Source organism: Shumkonia mesophila (assembly GCF_026163695.1).
GTDB lineage: Bacteria > Pseudomonadota > Alphaproteobacteria > Rhodospirillales > Shumkoniaceae > Shumkonia > Shumkonia mesophila.
The window spans coordinates 94,868-113,716 of the sequence record NZ_JAOTID010000011.1 but is presented as its reverse complement, the minus strand read 5'-3'; the positions used below and the strand labels follow the sequence as shown (position 1 = coordinate 113,716).

Genomic DNA, 18,849 nt, shown 5'->3' with positions numbered 1-18,849 from the left:
AAAACGCCCCAACGCATCGGCCGCGAATTCTATCCAAATCGCCAGGATTCGCAAGGGGGCCTGACGGGAATCTTTTCAAGGGCTTAGGGCATACCTTTTCCGCCCGTTCCCGGCTCGATTCCGCCATTTCCCCTCGTTCCACCGCTCCGATCACGGTTATGATGGATAGAGAATGATCGTGGCGGATTTATGGCGTGGGCACCGCGCGACAGGGCGGGACGACGATGGGGGAAGGCCGCTCGCCCCCTTCATGGCGCCGCCACATGGTCTCGAAAGCCTGCTCGATGTGGCGGGCGAACCGGGCGGTGTCGAACAGCGGGAAGGCCAGGCGGTTGGCCGCCAGCCGTTCGCGCAGGCGCCCGATCTCGTCCGGCCGGCACGCCAAGCGGATGGCCAGGGCCTCGTATGCGTCGAGGGTGGGAGTCGCCAGTTCGTCGAGCCCCACCGCCTTGAGGCAGCTCACCGCGACACGCGAGGCGAAGTGGCGGCCTTCCAGCGCGACGACCGGCACCCCCGCCCACAGGGTGTCGGCGGTGGTAGTGTGGCCGTTGTAGATGCGGGTGTCGAGCCCGAGGTCGGCCAGCCCCATGCGGAAAAGATGGTCGTCCTTGCCCGGCACCGCGCGGGCGAAGACGAGGCGATCGCCGGCGACGCCCCGGCGCTCCGCTTCCGCCCGCAGGTTGGCGTCGGCCAGATCGTCGCCGTGGCGCAGCCACAGCACGCTGCCGGGCACGGCGCCCAGGATGCGCATCCAGGCATCGAACATGACCGGCTCGACCTTGGCCGGCCCGTTGAACGAGCAAAATACGAACGCGTCCGCCGGCAGGCCCGCTTCGGCCCGCGACGGGCCGCGCCCGGCGATGGCCTGGCCGTCGTCGGTCACCAGATAACAGTCCGGCAGGAAGACGAGCGCCTCGCTGAAGAGGCCGGCATGCGCGGGGGGAACGACCACCGAATCGACGATGGCGTAGTCGATGAACGGGCATCCGGTGGTCCCGGGATAGCCGAGGAAGCCGACCTGGACGGGCGCCGGCCGATAGGCGCAAATGGCCAGGCGGTGACCCCGCGTCCAGCCGTTGAGGTCGACCAGGATGTCGGTGCCGTCGGCGTGGATGCGCCGCGCCGCGTCGGCGTGGGCGAGGTCGCGGATGTCGAGGAAGGCGTCGCACGCCCGGACGATGTCCTGCCGGTAGGCGCTGCCGTCGTCGCGGCCGTAGGAATAGACCGAGACGTGGAAGCGGCCATGGTCGTGGCGGCGCAGAAGGCCCCGCATGAGTTGCCCCACCGCGTGGCTCTGCATGTCGGACGAAAGATAGCCCAGGCGGATGCGCCCCTCCGCCCGGGGCGACGGCGGCCGTCGCTCGAACAGCGGCGACACGCTGTTCGCCAGGGCGTTTCCCCAGCTTCGGGCCACCGCCAGGTTGCGGACCGGATCGTCGCACCGCCCGACGTTGAGAAACGGCGTCTCGGCGACGCGAACGCCGGGACCGGCGGCGTCGATGTTGGCATCGACGACGGCGGCCACCTCGCTCATGCCCTCCCACGCGCAACAGCGCCGCATCAGGAAGTGGAGCGCCGCCGCCGCCGCCGCGTAGGCGGGAGCGAGGGCGAGCGCGACGCGGGCCTCGGCGATCGCCTCGGCGTAGCGGCCGGCCCTTTCCAAGGTCTGCGACAGGTTGAAGTGGACTTCGGCCGCATTCGGGCGAGCCTTGAGGACTTCGCGGAACAGATCGATGGATTGATCGTGCCGGCCCAGCGAATAGAGCGCGGTCGCCAGGTTCTGCCGGGTGTCGACGTTGGACGGATTGAGCCGGAGCGCCGCCTGGAAGGCCCGGACGGCGCCGGGCGCGTCGCCAGCCTCGCGCAACGCCACCCCCAGGTTGAAGGGGGCGTCGGCGAAGGCGGCATCGAGGGCGATGGCCTGGCGGTAGGCGGCGATGGCCTCTTCCAACCGTCCCTTTTCCTTGAGCGCGTTGCCCCGGTTGCTGTGATACTTGGCGACGCCGGGCCGCTGGCGGATGGCCGCCTCGATACGCGCCAAGGCCTCGTCGAAATCGCCTTGCTGATAGGCGGCCAACCCCATCAGGTGCAACGCCTCGGCGTGCCCGGGATCGCTGGCCAGGGCGGCGGCATAAAGAGGGCGGGCCTCGGCCAGCCGTCCCTGCTTATGCAGAGCCAACCCGCGCTGGACCAGATCGTCCGCCGATTGCCCCTTGTCGAACACGCCGATCCCTCTCCTCGCCTTGAGCGCCCCTGCCGGTCGCGCCGGCAGTCTAGCCCGATCCGCCGGGCCGCGCACCAGGAGGCATTCGTCCTTGACCTGCCGGCGTCTTCCTCCCAGCTAACCTGTGATGTCGATCGCTCGTCAGAAGTGGGCCTACTTCTTCGCCTTCCTGTTCGTCGGCCTGAGCCTGGGGCCGTCGCTCGCCCATCTCCTCGCGCTTCCGAACAAGATCGATCTGCCCGAGGCGGCCTATTTCACCGCGCAGGCCATCTATCGGGGCTGGGCGCTGTTGGGAGTTGTCGTCGTCGGCGCGCTGGCTTCGACGCTGACGCTGACCATCCTGGTGTGGCGCCAACCGGCCGCGGCCCGCTGGGCGGGCCTGGCGTTCCTCGGCCTGGCCGGCGCCCAGGCACTGTTCTGGATCTACACCTTCCCGGCCAACCGGGCGACCGCCAATTGGACGACGGTACCGCCGGGCTGGGAGGCGCTGCGGACCCAGTGGGAATACTCCCACGCGGCCGGTGCCGGACTCAACCTGTTGGCCCTGGTCGCCCTCGTCCTTTCGGTGCTGGCCTGGGGCTCGGCGGAACGAGACGGACGCCGCTCCTGATCGTTGCCCGGTTCAGGCGGCGGGCGACAGGGGGCCGCCGCCGGCGCCGGTCGCCTTGAGGGCGGCGGCAACCTCGGCCATGTCCTTCGCGGTCAGCTCGAGCGTCGCGGCGTCAAGCCAGCCATCGACCTGCTGCGGGCTGCGGGCGCCGACGATGGCCGCCGTCACCCCCGGCCAGGCCAGCGTCCAGGCGACGGCAACGGCGGCAACGCTGGTGGAATGGCGCTCGGCGACGGGTTTCAACGCCTCGGCCAGCTTCAAGTTGCGGGCCAGCTTGTCACCGGTGAATTCGGCGCTGCGCGAGCGCCAGTCGTCCTTCGGAAGCGATTGCGCCCGCTCGACCGAGAAGCGGCCGGACAGCAGGCCGGCCTGCATGGGGCTGTAGACGATGACGCCGGTGTCGTGGGCATGGCACCAGGGCAGCTCGGCGGCGGCGACGTCGCGGCGGATCGCCGAGAAGGGCGGCTGCAAGGTGTCGACATGGCCCAGGCGCTCGGCCGCCTCGAGCTGCTGCGCGCTGTGGTTCGACAGGCCGACCGCCCGCACCTTGCCCTCGGCCTTGAGGTCGAGCAGGGTCCGCCAGTAGTCCTCGAGCGGCACGTCGTCGGCCGGCCAGTGCATCTGGTAAAGGTCGATGCGCTCGACACCGAGGCGCTTGAGCGAGGCCTCGACCTCGCGACGCAGGCTGGCGGCGGCGCCCGCCTTGCTGGGCGCCGCGACGCGGTTCGCCTCGTCCCACACCAGGCCGCACTTGGTGAACACGTACGGGCGCTCGGCGGTCGGCAGGCCGACCAGGGCCTGGCGTACCACCTCTTCCGAATGGCCGAGGCCATAGATGGCGGCGGTGTCGATCCAGTTGATGCCGCGCTCGACGGCATGGCGGATGGCGGCGACGGAGTCGCGGTCGTCCTGGCTGCCCCAGGCGAAGGCCCAGTCGGCGCCGCCGATGGCCCAGGCGCCGAAGCCGACGCGGGTGATCGCCATGTCGGTGCGCCCCAACCGGCGGGTCGGCAGCGCGATGGCGGCGGTGGAATCGTTGACGGTGGTCATGGGCTGTCTCCTTGATCGTTCACGACGCAAGATGGCATCCAGATCAGGGGTTTTCCAATGGTATGTGCCTCGCTGCGCGGCCTGTTCGACCTCTTCGACCGGCGCTGGGCGGGGGAAGCGGCCGATCCGCCCGCCGTCACCGGTTTCGACCTCGGCACCTTCGACCGCCTGTCCTGCGGCGACGAGGACGACATGCTGACGTTCGGCCAAGACGACGTTTCGCCGGCCGCCAAGCCGGCCTGAGGGAGGCACAGGCGGCAGGGTGTGGCGAAAGCCCTTGCCGGTTCGACGGTCTGATTTTTGTCGATTCGCCGCAAGTGATGACGTAGGATCGTGTCCCTATAAGCCATGCGCCACATGCCGGAACTGTCCGTATTGTCCGGGGGGGATCGAATGATGCTCAAAGCCTTTCTGGGTGCCTTCCTGGCCGCGATTGCCGTCATGCCGGCCCACGCCGAAGATCCTGATTTCCTGGCCGTCGGCGGCGGCTGGTTTGACGTTGTGCATCAGGACGACACCGCCGTCGAGGCACGGGCCGAATATCGCTCCGGCTTTCGTTTCTGGATCTTCAAGCCGTTGGCCGGCGTCATGGCGACCACGGACGGGTCGGTGCACGCCTACGCCGGCGTGCTGTCGGATTTCTATTTCGGGCGCCGCCTGGTGATTTCGCCCAGCGTGGCCCCCGGGTATTACCACGAAGGCAGCGGAAAAGACCTCGGCAGCGCCTTCGAAATCCGCTCGCAACTCGAAGTCGCCTATCGCTTCGACGACAGATCCCGCCTGGGCATGGCGTTCTCGCACATATCGAACGCCGGCGTGGGCGACACCAATCCGGGTGCCGAGTCCGTCACGCTCTACTATTCCTTCCCTCTTCATTGAGAATAGGCGGGATTTCCGCGCAAACGGAGCACGCGCGGAGGTTCACCGCGCGGCCCCGGCATATTTGCCACGGTTGTATATCGGATGCCGGCACACTATCGTTGCGAACGGCAGAAGCATAAGGATCCAGCATGATGTTCAGGTTTCCCATCATTGCCGTCGCGCTCTTCCTCGCCGCCTGCGCCGCGCGGCCGATCCAAAATGTCGACAACCATCCCGTCCCGTATTCCGCGCAGAAGCTTTCCGTGACCGAGATCGGCAACGAGATCGCCGAGGCGGCCATTGCCCGGGGCTGGATGGTCGACAAGAAGGCCGACGGGCATCTGGTGGCGACGCTGATCAAGCCAACGGCCTATGAGGCGGTCATCGACCTCAAGTATTCCCAGACGTCCTACAGCATCGTCTACAACACGAGCCGCGGTCTTCTCGATAGCCAGGGGAATATCCACCACAATTACGGCAAGTGGGTGATCCTTCTGGACCGCGACATCCAGGAACGGCTTTCCCTGGCGGCATTCAGGAAAAAGTGATTTCGGACGTAAAGGGCATGCCCATCGCAACGCGCGCGTGATAGCATCGGGAAAACTGAAGCGAGACGAAAACAAACACCAGCGCCAACCTGGAATCCGCCGGCGGGGGCTTATGGGCGGATTGCACGACAGGGGACGGCCGGAACCTTAGGGATGGGGGAATTCAGGATTAGTGTGAACGCCTGGCGCGGCGCCATGGGCACGGAAGCCCGGCCGTGTGAACAGGTGCTTCCCGGTTCGATCCGCCGGCGGGTGACGCCCCTCGGGCGGCGGGCGTTGGCCGCGGCATGGTCGCTGGCTCCCGAACAAAACACTCGTTTCATTTTTTCCTCCCGCCACGGCGAGTATTCCCGCACCTTTTCGATGTTGCAGACATTGGCCAGGGAAGACACCGTCTCGCCCGCCGACTTCAGCATGTCGGTCCACCATGCCCTCGCCGGCGCGATGTCCATCGCCATGGGAAACCGCCAGGGACACACCGCCTTGGCCGCGGGTCCCGACACCTTTGGCTACGGGTTGATGGAGGCGGCGGCCTGTCTGTCGGAAAGGCCGAGCGATCCCGTGCTCCTGGTTCACTACGACGAACCGCTGCCGGACGCCTATGCCGGGGTCGCAGACGACGACGCCGGCACCGTCCTCGCGCTGTCCCTGCAACCGCCGCGGGGTGTGGGAGACATCGAGGTGCAAGCAACTCCCGGGACGGCGGAAGCGCCGGGGCAATCCGAGGATCTCGCCACCGCCTTCCTTGCCTTCCTCTGTTCAAGCGAGCCCGAGGCGGCCTGCCGCGGCGACCGCATGATGTGGCGGTGGCGCCGTGTATAGGCTCGAACGGCTTTGGCGGGTGGCGGGAACCGGGGTCGGGTTTGCGGCCTTCGGACTGGGCGGAATCGCCATGGCGACGGCTCTCTTCCCTCCCGTGATCTGGCTGTCGCGCGGCCCGCTGGCCCGCAAGCGGCGGATCCAGTTCCTCATCCAAACCAGTTTTCGGATCTTCATCCGCGCGCTGTGTTTCTTCCGGATCATCGAGCTTCACGTCTCCGGCCGTCCGCTTCTTGCGAACGCGCGGGGCCTGCTGGTGGTCTCGAACCACCCGTCGCTCCTCGACGTCGTGATCCTCATGTCGATGCTGCCGCGCGTGCAGTGCGTCGTGAAGCACCAGATCTGGGCCAACCCCTTCCTGCGTCCCGTGGTCGCCGGGGCGGGCTATATCCGCAACGACCTCGATCCGGAGGCCCTGGTCGAGCGCTGCGCGGACGCCCTGAGGAGCGGCGACAACGTCATCATCTTCCCGGAAGGAACGCGCAGCGTCGAGGGACAGGCGATGGTCGTGAAACGCGGTTTCGCCAACGTTGCGTTCGCCGCCCGGACGGATCTCTGTCTTACGACCATAAATTGTGCACCCGTCTTTCTCCCCAAGGGACGAGCCTGGTACGACGTCCCCCGAATCCGCCCGGTTTTTCACGTGGAGGTTGGGGAGCGGCTGGACATTTCCGCCTTCCTGGGATATCCCTTCCGGTCGCAGGCGGTGCGAAGATTGGCAACCTTTGTGCGTCAATATTACGTGGAAAAATGCGAGCATGGGCGACCTGGAATCCGAACTGAAGACGCTGATCGTCACGACGCTCAAGCTCGAAGATCTTTCGCCTGAAGATATCGACAGCGACGAGCCTCTTTTCGGCGATGCCGGCCTTGGGCTGGATTCCATCGACGCGCTGGAGATCGGCGTTTCGATCCGGAAGATTTATGGGATAAAGATTGATTCCGCCTCGGATGAAGTGAAGAAAAGCTTTGCCTGCATTCGCAACCTCGCCGAATTCGTCCGCGCGCATCGCGAGGCCGTTCGATGAGCCGTGACGAAATCTTCCTGAAGCTGCAAAGCTTCCTTGAAACCGTGTTCGAGGTTCCGCTCGACAAGATCAGCCCGGACGCCCGGCTGTTCGAGGACCTCGATCTCGACAGCATCGACGCCGTCGACCTTATGGTGAAGCTCCAGGACCTGACCGGGCGCAAGCTCAAGCCCGAAGAATTCAAGTCCGTGCGGACGGTCGGGGATGTGGTCGACCGTGTCCATTCCCTGCTCAACGCGTAGACCCCGCGCATCCCGCTTCGCCCTGGTGGCATTCGGCGCCGCCTATCCTTTCATCGTCTATGCCGGGATCGGCCACGTGCCGCCGGCCGCGTTCGTCGGATTGGCCCTCGCCGTGCTGGCGATACGGGCCGTCTGGCTGCGCGGCGAAGGGCGCGACGCGGTCGTCTTGGGCGCCCTCGCCGCCGTCGGCCTCGGCCTGCTGGCGCTCCTGTCCATCGACGGCATGGTGGCGGCCAAGGCCTATCCGGTCCTCATGAGCCTGGCCTTCGCCGCGGCATTCGGCGGGTCGCTCCTGTTCCCTCCGACACTGGTCGAGCGCTTCGCCGCTATGGCCGGAACCGTCGCCACGGCGCCGGCCCGCCGGTACATGCGGCGGGTCACGCTCGTCTGGTTTTTCTTCCTGCTTGCCAATGCCGGCGTTTCCGGCTGGACGGCCCTGGCCGAGGACCCCGCCGTCTGGGCGTTGTACAACGGGCTTCTGTCCTATCTTCTCATGGGCCTCCTGATGGGCGGCGAGCTTGTGGTCCGCCGGTGGGTCCGGCGGCGGGCGAAGGGCGGGGCGGAATGAAGCCGCTGTCGTTCGCCTCCGTCCTTGCCCAGGCCGAAGACGATGCCGTCGCCGTCAGCTGGTACGCCGGCGACGTTCTGACGCGACGCCATCTGCGGGCCGACGCGGCGGCCATGGCCGACGCCGTCGCCGCCGCCGGATGCCGCCGCGGCGCCGTCGTCTGCGGCGACAGCTACCTGTTTCTCGTCGCCGTCCTCGGCCTGACGTCGGCCGGAGCCACCGCCGTGGTTCTCCCCAACGTGCAGCCGGGCACGTTGGCCAGCCTGGCCGGCGCCTTCGACCACCTGGTGTCGGATCAGCCCGACCTGCCGGGCCCGCGCATCGCGCTTCGGCACGGGGCCGGGGGCGGGCAACCGATCCCCTGCCGCCCCGAGGCCGGGCTCATCGAATTCTTCACCTCCGGCTCCACCGGCGCCCCCAAGCGCATCGAAAAAAGCCTGCTCCATCTGGAGCGTGAGGCGGCGGCCCTGGATGCGCAATGGCCCGATCTTCCCCCCGACGCGACGGCCGTGGCGACGGTCCCGCATCAGCACATCTACGGGCTGGCTTTCAAGGTGGTGTGGCCGTTGCTGACCGGGCGGGCGTTCGCGCCGCACATGGAAGACTACTGGGAAAGCCTGATCGACGGCCTGCCGCCGGGCGCCGTCATCGTCTCCAGTCCAGCCCACCTGACCCGCCTGGGCGGCCTGCCGCCGGCTCCGCCCGACCGCCGCCCGCGCATGGTGCTTTCGGCGGGAGCCCCGCTGCCGCAATGGGCCGCGGACGACACCGCCCGGATCTTCGGTGTCGCCACCGACGAAATCTACGGCAGCACGGAAACGGGCGCCGTCGCGACGCGCCGCCGGGACCGCGGTGACGGCTGCTGGAAACCGCTGCCAGGGATCGCCGCGGCACGGGGCGATGACGGCCGCCTTCGGCTGCGGGCGCGGCACGTCGACGAGACGTCGTGGGTCGCCACGGACGACCGGGTGGAGGTGTCTTCCGAAGGCTTCACCCTCCTCGGCCGCAGCGATCGCGTCGTCAAGATCGAGGGCAAGCGCGTGGCCCTGGCGGAGGTCGAACAGGCCCTCGCCGCCTCGCCGCTGGTCGCCGAAGCCGTCGCCATCGCGCTGCCCGGCGAACGGGCGATCCTGGCGGCGGTCGTCGTCCCCTCGCAGGCGGGACAGGCCAAGCTGGCGGAGATCGGCCCGTTCCGGCTCGGCCGGCTGCTGCGGCGCGAGCTTGCCTTCCGCCTCGAGGCGGCGGGATTGCCGCGGCGCTGGCGCTTCATGCCGGCGCTGCCGATCGGGCCCATGGGCAAGACGCGCACCGCCGATCTCGTGGCTCTGTTCGAGGAGCGGCAACATGGATGACGCGCCCCGGACGCCCGTCGTCCTCGCCCGTCGCGTCCGGGAAGGTCGCGCCGAGCTCGACCTTCTCGTCCCTGCCGATCTCTTCTGGTTCCTGGGGCACTTCGAGGCGTTTCCGATCCTTCCCGGCGTCGTCCAGATCGAGTGGGCCATCGCCTTCGCGCGGGAATGCCTGGGCCTCGACCTGGTGGCGGCACAGCGGTTCCAGGTCAAGTTCGCTTCCCCCATCGGTCCCGGCGACACCCTCGTCCTCGCCTTGCGCCACCAGCGCGAAGACGGCCGGCTGTCCTTCGAATACCGCCGCGACGGCAAGGCCTGTTCGACGGGCCAGGTGACGGTGGCGCCGTGACGATCAGGCCATGCGCCATTGTGCCCAGCCGAAACCACTGGCAAGCGTTGCCGGACATCGTCGGCCGCCTGCGGGCCCTGGGCCTGCCCGTCTTCGTCATCGACGACGGCAGCGACGAGCCGGCCGCCGCCGCCATTGCCTCCCTCGACGCCCCTTCCGATGGCGTGACCGTCCATCGCCTGGCGGTCAACCAGGGCAAGGGCGCCGCGGTCGCGGAAGGGTTCCGGCACGCCATCGCCGGCGGCTTCACCCACGCCGTTCAGGCGGATGCCGACGGCCAGCACGATCTCGGCGCCCTTCCCGAACTGCTGGCGCGCGCCCGCGCGCACCCCCACGCCGTGGTAAGCGGGTATCCCGCCTATGACGCCTCGGTGCCGCGCAGCCGCCGGATCGGCCGCTGGGCGACCCACGTATGGGTCTTCGTGGAAACCCTGTCGTTTCGCATCACCGACAGCATGTGCGGCCTGCGCGTTTATCCGTTGGACGAGGTCGGCCGCCTGCTCGCCGCCGAAAAGCTGGGCCGGCGCATGGATTTCGATACCGAGATCATGGTCCGCCTGTTCTGGCGGGGCGTGCCCCCGGTCATGGTGCCGGTGCGCGTCACCTATCCGCCCGGCAACCTTTCCAACTTCGATCTCCTCGCCGACAACCTGCGCATCACCTGGATGCACACCCGCCTCGTCCTGACCGCGCTGTTTCGCCTCCCCTCCATCCTGCGCCACCGTCCCCCGCCGCTGGAAGCGACGGCCCACTGGGCCCAGCTGCGCGAGCGGGGAGCGTTCTGGGGCCTGCGGTTCATCGCCGCCGCCTATCGCCTGCTCGGGCGCGGCGGCTGCCGCGCGGTGATGGCGCCGATCGTCCTCTACTTCTACGTCACGGGCGAAACCCAGCGACGCGCCTCGCTCGATTTTCTCGCGCGCGCCTTCGCCGTCGCGGGATCGCCCCGCCGCATCGCCTGGTGGCACGGCTATCGGCACGTCATGAATTTCGCGTCGCGCGCCCTCGATGCCTTCGCGGCGTGGACGGGCGGAATCCCATCGTCTGCCATGGCCATCGACGATCCGCAGACGCTGGAACGCGCGGCGGCCGATCCGCGCGGTGCCCTGCTGGTCGTCTCGCACGTCGGCAATGTCGAACTGGCGCGCGCCCTCATGCGTCCCGACCTGCGCCGCCGCCTGACCGTGCTGGCCCACAGCCGCAACGCCGAGCATTACAACCGGCTGGTCGCGCGCTTCCGCGACCGCGAGGCCGGACAGGTCATGCAGGTCACCGACGTCGGCCCCGACATGGCGATCGCGCTGCGCGAGCGGATCGCCCGCGGCGAGTGGGTGGCCATCGCCGGCGATCGGGTGCCGGTCCTTTCGCAGGGCCGGGTCTGCGCCGCCCCCTTCCTTGGCGGCGTCGCGCCTTTCCCGCAGGGGCCATGGCTGCTCGGTTCGCTGCTGGAATGCCCGGTCTACCTGTTCTTCTGCCGCCGCGAGGGTGCGGGCTGGAAAGCCCGGCTGGAGCCGTTCAGCGACCGGATTGCGCTGCCGCGCGGCGCCCGCGAAACGGCGCTGGCCGGCTACGTCGCCGGCTACGCCCGCCGGCTCGAGGCGGAATGTCTTTTCGACCCGTTCCAGTGGTACAATTTCTTCGATTTCGCCATCAAGGAGTCGCCCCCCCGATGATCGCGGCCGCCGTTGCCATCAAGGTGCAATTCTACGACCTCGATCCCATGCAGGTGGTCTGGCACGGAAGCTATGTGCGTTTCCTGGAACAGGCCCGCTGCGCGCTGCTCGACGCCATCGGATACAACTACGTCGAAATGAAGGAGTCCGGCTACCTGTGGCCGGTCGTCGAGCTCCACGTCAAGTACGTGCGGGCCATCCAGTTCGGACAGGAAATCAGCGTCGAAGCCCGCCTCGCGGAGTACGAGAACCGCCTGCGGATCACCTACCGGATCACCGATGCCGCGTCGGGCGCCGTTCTGACCAAGGCCACGACGACGCAGGTGGCGGTGGACGGGGCGACGTCGGAAATGCTGTTCGAATCGCCGGCCGTGCTTCGCGAGAAGGTGCGGAGTCTCCTGCCGTGACGTTCGGCCGGATACCCGCCGCGCTGCTCGCGCTGTTCCTTTTGGCAGGCGCGGCAGACGCGGACCCCGCCGCCATCCGGCCGGGTGACATCGTGCGCGGGCAGTTCGTCCAGGAACGCCACCTGCAAGGTTTTTCCAAGCCGCTGATCTCCGAGGGGCGGTTTGTCCTGGCCCCCGGCGAAGGCCTGATCTGGACCGTGCAATCGCCCTTCGCCGTGACGACGGTGGTCACGCCGGCCGGTCTTCTGCAACAGGCGGCGGGGACGGAATCCCTGCGCCTGCCGGTTTCCCAAGTCCCTATGATGTCCCGCCTTTACCAGATGCTCGACGCGGCGCTGAGCGGCAACCTGGGCGTCCTGGAAACCGCCTTCGCGGTGACCCGCAACGGAAACCGTCTGACCCTGGTTCCCCTTTCGAACGGCGGGACGGCGGCCGTGCCCTTCCGGCGCCTGGACCTCGAGGTCGGCCAGTTCGTCGAAACGGTGGAAATCCACAGGCAGGAGGGCGACTTCGACCGCATCCGGTTCTCCGATCAGCGCCGGTCGGCGGGGCCGCTCGAACCGGACGAAGCCGCCCTGTTGCAATCGGCGGCCCGATGAGGCGCCGGCTGGCCATCCTCTGGCTGGGGGCGATCGTCGCCGCCGCCGGCTATCTTGGCTGGCGCTTCGCCGACGGCGCGCCTTTCCGGACCGACCTCATGGCGTTGCTGCCGGTCGCCGATCACGATCCGGCGGTCGCGCGCGCCAAACAGGCCATGACCGACCTGGTCGCCCGCCGGATCGTGGTCCTGGTGGGCCACCGCGACCGCGGCCTCGCCCGCCTGGCCGCCACGGAGATGGCGGCGAGCCTGGCGCGTTCCGGCGTGCTGTCGCCTGCGGATGCCGTTCCGGATTCCACGGCCGCCGCCCGCCTGGGCGCGGCGTACTTTCCGTACCGGGCGGGCCTGCTCTCGGACGCCGACCGCCGGCTGCTTCTTGGGGACCGCGGGCAGGACATCGTCAATCGCGCGCTGTCGCAGATTTATGGATTCGCCAGTTTCGCCGACTCCCGGCTGCTCAGGAACGACCCGTTCCTGTTGTTCCCGGAATTCCTGAAAGGCCTTCCGGGCCTCGGCGGCCAAGCCTTCCCCGACGACGGGCTGTTGACCATCCGAGACGACGGCCGGGTATGGATCGTCGTTTCGGGATCGCTTGCCGGCGACCCCTTCGCGCTGGAATTCCAGGGCCGTTTTCAGCGGGCCTGGGATGCGGCGATGGCCGCCGCCGGCGCCCCTGCGGAAGGGCTTTCCGTTCTCCGCCTGGGCACGATCTTCTATGCCCGCGCCGGCGCCAGCGAAGCCCTCGCCGAGGCCTCGGCAATTACCGCCTGCGCCATCATCGGCGCCATCGCCCTGATGCTGTTGGCCTTCCGCTCGGTCACGCCCCTGGTCCTGGGCGTGCTGTCGATCTTGGCCGGCCTTGTTGCCGCGCTGTCGGCATCCCTGCTTGCGTTCGGAACCCCGCACGTCGCGGTCCTTCTGTTCGGCGCCGGCCTGATCGGCGTCACCGTCGACTACGGCGTCCACTATTTCACGCAGGTCTTCACACCACGCGCCGAGCCGGTGGAACGGCTGCGCCGCGTCCTGCCGGGCATGCTCCTTGGGGCCGGGACCACGGCCATCGGCTATTGCGCGCTCGCCATCGCGCCCTATCCCGGCCTGCGGCAGGTCGCGGTCTTTTCCGTCGTCGGCGTGGCGGCCTCGCTGCTGACGGTCATCCTGTGGTTTCCGCTGCTCGACCGGGTGCGCCCGCGCCCGCTGCCGGCGGCATGGCGGCGCATGGCGGCGCTGACGCATCGGCTGTGGACGGAGGACGGGCTGCGGCGAGTGCGCATGACGGCGGCCATCGCCGCGCTTGCCGTCGGCGTGGTCGGGTTCTCGACGATGAGGACCGAAGACGACATCCGGCGGCAGCAGGACCTGCCCGCCCACCTGGTTTCCGAGCAAAACGAGATCCAGCGCCTCGCCGGCATCGATACGGCGGGCCAGTTCTTCCTGGTCGAGGCCAAGGATGACGAGGAAGCCCTTGCCGGCGAGGAGGTTCTCGCCGCCAGGCTGGCGCCCCTCGTCGAGGCGGGTGCCCTCGCCGGGTGGCGGTCTCCGGCCGATTTCGTGCCGTCGATGGCCCGGCAGAGCGAGAATCGCCGCCTGATCGAAGAGCGGCTGGAAAGATCGCAGTTGGCCGCCTTGCAGGATCGCCTCGGCATGACGCCCGGCCCCGGCGAACGGCGCGCGGACGGTTTCCTGGACCTGCGCCGGGTGCGCGCCACCGGCCAAGCCGCGTTCCTCGACGCGCTCGTCCTCGACGGCACGAAGGATGGCGCCCTCCATGTCGTCGCGCTCCAGGGGCTGGCCGACCCCGCGGCGGCGCGTCGCGCCGGCGACGGCTTGCCCGGCGTACGCTTCATCGATCCGGCGGCGGACGTGACGGCCCTTCTCGGCAGCTACCGCCGCCAGGCGGTGTGGCTGCTCGGCGCCTCCATCCTCCTGATGGTGCCGCTTCTGGCGGTGCGGCATGGATGGCGGGGTGGCCTGCGCATCATGGCGCCGCCGTCGGCCGCCGTGCTTCTGGCCCCCGCCCTGCTCGCCCTGTGCGGCCTGCCGTTCACCTTCTTCGCCGCCATGGCGCTGGTTCTCGTGCTGGCCATCGGCGTCGACTACGCGATCTTCTGCGCCGAGGACGGCGATGGCGAGGCCGCCACGTTGACGGCGGTGACGCTGGCCACCCTGACCACGATGCTGTCGTTCGGATTGCTGGCCTTCAGCCACACCGCCGCCGTCCAGACCTTCGGCATCACCATGCTGACGGGCATCGCCATCGCCTTCCTGGCGGCGCCCGGTGCGGCATCGGGACGCCCGCGATAGAAGGTGGAGGCGGTCCCAGGAGTTGTATAGAGTACAGATGCAACATGAGGTCGAAGTTCCCGTCTTGCGCGTCGTTATGACTATCATCCTCGCCGTCACCCTTGCGGGCTGCGCTTCTTCCGTTCCTCGCTTGCCGGAAAGCGTCCTCGTGGCCCCCGGCGTGGAGCTTGAACTCCCGCCCCCGTCCGCGCTGGAGCGCCGGGTGGAGGCGGCGCAACTCGTCACCGCGCGATACGAGGGCACCACGTCCGTTTTCGAAGGCCGCCTCAGCGTCGCCCCCGACCGTCTTTTCCTGGTTTGCACCGACGTCCTCGGCCGGCGCGCGATGACCGTCGCGTGGGATGGCGTCCGCCTGGAGGTCGAGCGGGCGCCCTGGCTGCCGGAAGCCCTGCCGCCGGAGAATGTCCTGGCCGACATCGTTCTTCTGTTCTGGCCGGAGGAAAGCATCCGCCGGGGCCTGCGCGGCGCCGACATCCTGGCGACGGGCACGTCGCGCTCCGTCCGGCAGGGAATGACGGAGATCATCTCGATCACCCGCGACGCCGATCCGTGGGCCGGCGCGGCAACGCTGACGAACCATGCTCGGCGGTACGAAATCCAGGTCCAGTCGCAGGCGGCGCCGCGATGAGCCCGCCGCTTTACCTCAACGCGGTGGGGATCGGCGCGTCCCTCGGTCTCGGCAAGCAGGAGGTCGCCCCCCTGCTGTTTGCGGGCAGCCGGGAAACGCTGCGGCCCGGCAAGGAGGTTCGGCCGGGGCGCGCGGCCGTCGTCGGGGCCATCGAGCGCCCGCTGCCGGCGCTGCCGCCGGCGTTTTCCCGTTTCGACAGCCGCAACAACCGTCTCCTGGCGGCGCTTCTTTCGGAAATCCGTGCCGATATCGAAGCGGCGGCGCGCCGATATGGCCGCGATCGCATCGCCATCGTGCTTGGCACCAGCACCTCGGGGATGGCCGAAGGCGAGGCCGCGCTGGCGGCGTATCGGGAAACCGGCCGGTGGCCGGCCGATTTCGACTACCGCCAGCAGGAGGTCGGCAGCGCCGCCTCCTTCGCCGCCCGCTGGCTGGAGACGGAGGGTCCCGCCTATGTGGTGGCGACGGCATGCTCGTCCGGGGCCAAGACGTTCGCCTCGGCGAGGCGGCTGATCGCTGCCGGGCTTTGCGACGCCGCGGTGGTCGGCGGGGTGGATACCCTGTGCCGCCTCACTTTGGCCGGATTCTCGGCCCTGGAATCCGTTTCGGCCGGGCGCTGCAACCCCTTCAGCGCCAACCGCGACGGCATCACCATCGGCGAAGGGGGAGCGGTTTTCCTGATGACCCGCGAACCGTCGGAGATCGCCCTGCTGGGCATCGGCGAAACCTCCGACGCCCATCACATCAGCGCCCCCGATCCGGAGGGAAAAGGCGCCTTGGACGCCATGCGGGCGGCCCTCGCCGACGCCGGCCTAAGCCGCGACGACATCCGTTACGTCAACCTGCACGGCACCGCGACGCCGCTCAACGACATCATGGAATCCAAGGCCGTTTGCGCGCTGTTCGGCGAAACGACGCCGTGCAGCTCGACCAAGGCCATGACCGGCCACACGCTGGGGGCGGCGGGGGCCATCGAGGCCGCCTTCCTGTGGCTCACGCTCCATCCCCGCTTCAATCCCGGCCGGCGGCTGCCGCCCCACCTGTGGGACGGCGCGGCGGACACGGCGCTGGCGCCGATCCGGCTGGCGACGACGGACGACCGCCTGCCGGACGCCCCCAGGGTCGCCGCCCTCAGCAATTCGTTCGGCTTCGGCGGCTCCAACTGCGGCCTGGTGCTGGGGAGGGGATGGTGATCCCCTGTCCCTGGCCTGTCGAACGCCTGTTGCCCCACGCCCCGCCGATGGTGCTGCTGGACGAGGTGATCGGCTACGACGCCGACGGCGTGCTGGCCGCCGCCACCATCGGCGCCGGCCACCCGTTCCTCGCCGGCGACGGCGTTCCCGCGCATGTGGGGATCGAGCTCATGGCCCAGGCCTGCGGCGCCTTCGCCGGCGCCGAGGCGTTGGCGGCGGGGGAAGCCGTCCGCGTCGGGTTCCTCTTGGGCACGCGGCGGTTCGAGGCGCAGGTGCCTTTTTTCCGTATCGGCGACCGGCTGGAAATCTCGGCCCGCGTCGCCCTGCGCGACGACGAGATGGCCTGCTTCGACTGCGAAATCCGGCGCACCGGCGCCGTGGTCGCGCAAGCCCGGTTGAACGTTTACCAGCCCAAGAACCTGGGCACCTTCGGAGGGAGAGAATGACCAAAACCGTGCTGGTCACGGGAGCCAGCAAGGGCATCGGACGGGCCATCGCCGTCCGCCTCGCCCGCCAGGCCTCCGCCGTCGTCGTCCACTGCCGATCCGATATCGAGGGCGCCGAGGAGACCCTGGCCGAGATCCGCAAGGCAGGGTCGGACGGGCGCATCCTCGGTTTCGACATCGCCGACCGCGCCGGCTGCCGCGCGGCGCTCGAAGCCGACATCGAGGCGCATGGCGCCTACTGGGGCATCGTGCTGTGCGCCGGGATGGCCCGCGACAACGCCTTTCCCGCCATGGAGGACGACGAGTGGGATAGCGTTCTCGGCACCAACCTCGACGGCTTCTACAACGTGCTGCGGCCGACGGTGATGCCGATGGTTTCGGCCCGCAAGGGCGGGCGGATCGTCGCCCTTTCCTCGGTCTCCGGCCTGGTCGGCAACCGCGGCCAGGTCAACTACAGCGCCGCCAAGGCGGGAATCATCGGCGCCGCCAAGGCCTTGGCCATCGAACTGGCCAAGCGCGCCATCACCGTCAACTGCGTGGCGCCGGGGATCATCGACACCCAGATGGTGGCGGACATGCCGCGCGAGGAGATGATGCGGCTGATTCCGATGCGCCGCCTGGGCACGCCCGAGGACGTCGCGGCCGTCGTCGCCTTTCTGGTGTCGGACGACGCCGGCTACGTGACCCGGCAGGTGGTTTCGGTCAACGGGGGCATGGTGTGATGCGGCGCGTCGTCGTCACCGGCATGCAGGGCGTCACCGCGCTCGGCAACGACTGGCCGACCATCCGGGCGGCCCTGGCCGAGGGGCGGACCGGCGTGCGCCACATGGCCGAGTGGGAACGCTTCGCCGGCATCCACACCCGCCTCGCCGCGCCGGTGGCGGACTTCTCCTTCGACGACCGCTATCCCCGGAAGAAGACGCGAACCATGGGCCCGGTGGCGCGCATGGCCGTGTTCGCCACCGAGAAGGCGCTGGCCGACGCCGGCCTTCTCGACGATCCCATCCTGACGTCGGGACGCACCGGCATCGCCTTCGGGTCGTCGTTCGGCAGCCCGGCCCCGGTGCTGGCCTTCGCCGAATTGATGATGCACGGCACCTCGAAGAGCCTCAACGCCACCAGCTACATCCAGATGATGAGCCACACCGCGGCGGTGAACATCAGCCTGTTCTTCGGCGTCACCGGACGCATCATCACCACGTCCAGCGCCTGCACCTCGGGCAGTCAGGCCATCGGCTATGCCGCCGAGGCCATCCGCTTCGGCAAGGCCGACGTCATGATCGCGGGCGGCGCCGAGGAACTCGACATCACGGAATCCGCCGTCTTCGACACCCTCTACGCCACCTCGACAATGAACGACTCCCCCGAACGCTCGCCGCGTCCCTTCGACAAGGACCGCGACGGCCTGGTCATCGGCGAGGGCGCCACGACGCTGATCCTCGAGGAACGGGAGCGCGCGCTGGCGCGGGGCGCCACCGTCTATGCCGAAATCGTCGGCTTCGGCACCAACTCGGATGGCGCCCATGTCACCCAGCCGCAGGCCGAGACCATGGAGGTCGCCCTGCGCCTGGCCCTCGAGGACGCCGGCCTGGCGCCCGAGGACATCGGTTTCGTCAACGCCCACGGCACCGCCACCGAATGGGGCGACATCGCCGAAAGCCAAGCGACGCAGCGGGTTTTCGGCGAGCGGATTCCCATCCACTCCCTCAAGAGCTATTTCGGCCATTCGCTGGGCGCGTGCGGCGCGCTGGAGGCCTGGCTCGGCATCGAAATGATGCGCGAGGGCTGGTTCTGCCACACCGCCAACCTGGACGCCGTGGACCCGCGGTGCGCGAACCTCGACTATCTCCGCGACCGCGGCCGCAGGATCGAGATCGCCTATCTGATGTCCAACAACTTCGCCTTCGGCGGCATCAACACGTCGCTGATCTTCGGGCGGGCTGAGGGATAAAACT

22 protein-coding genes are annotated in these 18,849 nt (G+C 68.9%); 20 read left to right on the top strand and 2 right to left on the bottom strand.

Annotated elements, in window-relative coordinates:
- Positions 1-187: 187 nt before the first annotated feature.
- Complete coding sequence (locus ODR01_RS17435; protein ID WP_316978971.1) at positions 188-2,224, bottom strand: O-linked N-acetylglucosamine transferase, SPINDLY family protein; 2,037 nt, start codon at positions 2,222-2,224, stop codon at positions 188-190.
- Positions 2,225-2,351: 127 nt separating this feature from the next.
- On the opposite strand from ODR01_RS17435, the gene ODR01_RS17430 reads away from it, so the two are divergent.
- Positions 2,352-2,834 carry a hypothetical protein gene (locus ODR01_RS17430; protein ID WP_316978970.1) on the top strand — a complete coding sequence of 161 codons (483 nt, stop codon included), beginning with the start codon at positions 2,352-2,354 and terminating at the stop codon, positions 2,832-2,834.
- A 12-nt stretch (positions 2,835-2,846) separates the two neighbouring features.
- Here ODR01_RS17430 and ODR01_RS17425 read toward each other — a convergent pair whose 3' ends face one another.
- Complete coding sequence (locus ODR01_RS17425; protein ID WP_316978969.1) at positions 2,847-3,884, bottom strand: aldo/keto reductase; 1,038 nt, start codon at positions 3,882-3,884, stop codon at positions 2,847-2,849.
- A gap of 57 nt (positions 3,885-3,941) precedes the next feature.
- Between ODR01_RS17425 and ODR01_RS17420 the strand changes: the two genes are divergently transcribed.
- The 19 genes from ODR01_RS17420 to ODR01_RS17330 all read left to right on the top strand — a co-directional run bounded on the left by ODR01_RS17420 (position 3,942) and on the right by ODR01_RS17330 (position 18,845).
- Positions 3,942-4,127, top strand: a complete 186-nt coding sequence (locus ODR01_RS17420; RefSeq protein WP_316978968.1) for a hypothetical protein — start codon at positions 3,942-3,944, stop codon at positions 4,125-4,127.
- 150 nt (positions 4,128-4,277) lie between these two features.
- Positions 4,278-4,763 (top strand): acyloxyacyl hydrolase, encoded by a 486-nt coding sequence (locus ODR01_RS17415; RefSeq protein WP_316978967.1) that lies wholly within the window; start codon positions 4,278-4,280, stop codon positions 4,761-4,763.
- Between the two features lie 131 nt (positions 4,764-4,894).
- Positions 4,895-5,293, top strand: coding sequence for a hypothetical protein (locus tag ODR01_RS17410; protein ID WP_316978966.1), 399 nt, complete (start codon positions 4,895-4,897; stop codon positions 5,291-5,293).
- A 174-nt stretch (positions 5,294-5,467) separates the two neighbouring features.
- Positions 5,468-6,115: a beta-ketoacyl synthase chain length factor gene (locus ODR01_RS17405; RefSeq protein ID WP_316978965.1), complete on the top strand. Its 648-nt coding sequence runs from the start codon at positions 5,468-5,470 to the stop codon at positions 6,113-6,115.
- A 70-nt stretch (positions 6,116-6,185) separates the two neighbouring features.
- The gene (locus tag ODR01_RS17400; RefSeq protein WP_316978964.1) at positions 6,186-6,941 is read left to right on the top strand and encodes a lysophospholipid acyltransferase family protein; all 756 of its coding nucleotides are present in this window, start codon (positions 6,186-6,188) and stop codon (positions 6,939-6,941) included.
- Positions 6,871-7,140 carry a phosphopantetheine-binding protein gene (locus ODR01_RS17395; protein WP_316978963.1) on the top strand — a complete coding sequence of 90 codons (270 nt, stop codon included), beginning with the start codon at positions 6,871-6,873 and terminating at the stop codon, positions 7,138-7,140. The genes ODR01_RS17400 and ODR01_RS17395 overlap by 71 nt, the downstream gene beginning before the upstream one ends.
- Positions 7,137-7,382: an acyl carrier protein gene (locus tag ODR01_RS17390; RefSeq protein ID WP_316978962.1), complete on the top strand. Its 246-nt coding sequence runs from the start codon at positions 7,137-7,139 to the stop codon at positions 7,380-7,382. Before ODR01_RS17395 ends, ODR01_RS17390 begins: the two co-directional genes overlap by 4 nt.
- 25 nt (positions 7,383-7,407) lie before the next feature.
- Positions 7,408-7,950, top strand: coding sequence for a COG4648 family protein (locus ODR01_RS17385; RefSeq protein WP_316978961.1), 543 nt, complete (start codon positions 7,408-7,410; stop codon positions 7,948-7,950).
- A complete protein-coding gene (locus tag ODR01_RS17380; RefSeq protein WP_316978960.1) occupies positions 7,947-9,302 on the top strand; it encodes an AMP-binding protein in 1,356 nt (451 codons plus the stop codon). The genes ODR01_RS17385 and ODR01_RS17380 overlap by 4 nt, the downstream gene beginning before the upstream one ends.
- The gene (locus ODR01_RS17375; RefSeq protein WP_316978959.1) at positions 9,295-9,648 is read left to right on the top strand and encodes an ApeI family dehydratase; all 354 of its coding nucleotides are present in this window, start codon (positions 9,295-9,297) and stop codon (positions 9,646-9,648) included. The genes ODR01_RS17380 and ODR01_RS17375 overlap by 8 nt, the downstream gene beginning before the upstream one ends.
- Entirely contained in the window at positions 9,645-11,318 is a 1,674-nt protein-coding gene (locus tag ODR01_RS17370; RefSeq protein WP_316978958.1) for a glycosyltransferase family 2 protein, read from the top strand. Before ODR01_RS17375 ends, ODR01_RS17370 begins: the two co-directional genes overlap by 4 nt.
- Positions 11,315-11,725 carry an acyl-CoA thioesterase gene (locus ODR01_RS17365; protein ID WP_316978957.1) on the top strand — a complete coding sequence of 137 codons (411 nt, stop codon included), beginning with the start codon at positions 11,315-11,317 and terminating at the stop codon, positions 11,723-11,725. Before ODR01_RS17370 ends, ODR01_RS17365 begins: the two co-directional genes overlap by 4 nt.
- Positions 11,722-12,324, top strand: a complete 603-nt coding sequence (locus tag ODR01_RS17360; protein WP_316978956.1) for an outer membrane lipoprotein carrier protein LolA — start codon at positions 11,722-11,724, stop codon at positions 12,322-12,324. Before ODR01_RS17365 ends, ODR01_RS17360 begins: the two co-directional genes overlap by 4 nt.
- Positions 12,321-14,627, top strand: a complete 2,307-nt coding sequence (locus ODR01_RS17355) for an MMPL family transporter (protein ID WP_316978955.1) — start codon at positions 12,321-12,323, stop codon at positions 14,625-14,627. Before ODR01_RS17360 ends, ODR01_RS17355 begins: the two co-directional genes overlap by 4 nt.
- Before the next feature lie 148 nt (positions 14,628-14,775).
- Positions 14,776-15,255 (top strand): DUF3261 domain-containing protein, encoded by a 480-nt coding sequence (locus tag ODR01_RS17350; RefSeq protein ID WP_316978954.1) that lies wholly within the window; start codon positions 14,776-14,778, stop codon positions 15,253-15,255.
- Positions 15,252-16,448, top strand: coding sequence for a beta-ketoacyl-[acyl-carrier-protein] synthase family protein (locus ODR01_RS17345; RefSeq protein ID WP_316978953.1), 1,197 nt, complete (start codon positions 15,252-15,254; stop codon positions 16,446-16,448). Before ODR01_RS17350 ends, ODR01_RS17345 begins: the two co-directional genes overlap by 4 nt.
- A complete protein-coding gene (locus tag ODR01_RS17340) occupies positions 16,442-16,894 on the top strand; it encodes an ApeP family dehydratase (RefSeq protein ID WP_316978952.1) in 453 nt (150 codons plus the stop codon). The genes ODR01_RS17345 and ODR01_RS17340 overlap by 7 nt, the downstream gene beginning before the upstream one ends.
- The gene (locus ODR01_RS17335; protein ID WP_316978951.1) at positions 16,891-17,616 is read left to right on the top strand and encodes a 3-ketoacyl-ACP reductase FabG2; all 726 of its coding nucleotides are present in this window, start codon (positions 16,891-16,893) and stop codon (positions 17,614-17,616) included. Before ODR01_RS17340 ends, ODR01_RS17335 begins: the two co-directional genes overlap by 4 nt.
- Positions 17,616-18,845 carry a beta-ketoacyl-ACP synthase gene (locus ODR01_RS17330; protein WP_316978950.1) on the top strand — a complete coding sequence of 410 codons (1,230 nt, stop codon included), beginning with the start codon at positions 17,616-17,618 and terminating at the stop codon, positions 18,843-18,845. Before ODR01_RS17335 ends, ODR01_RS17330 begins: the two co-directional genes overlap by 1 nt.
- Positions 18,846-18,849: the final 4 nt, after the last annotated feature.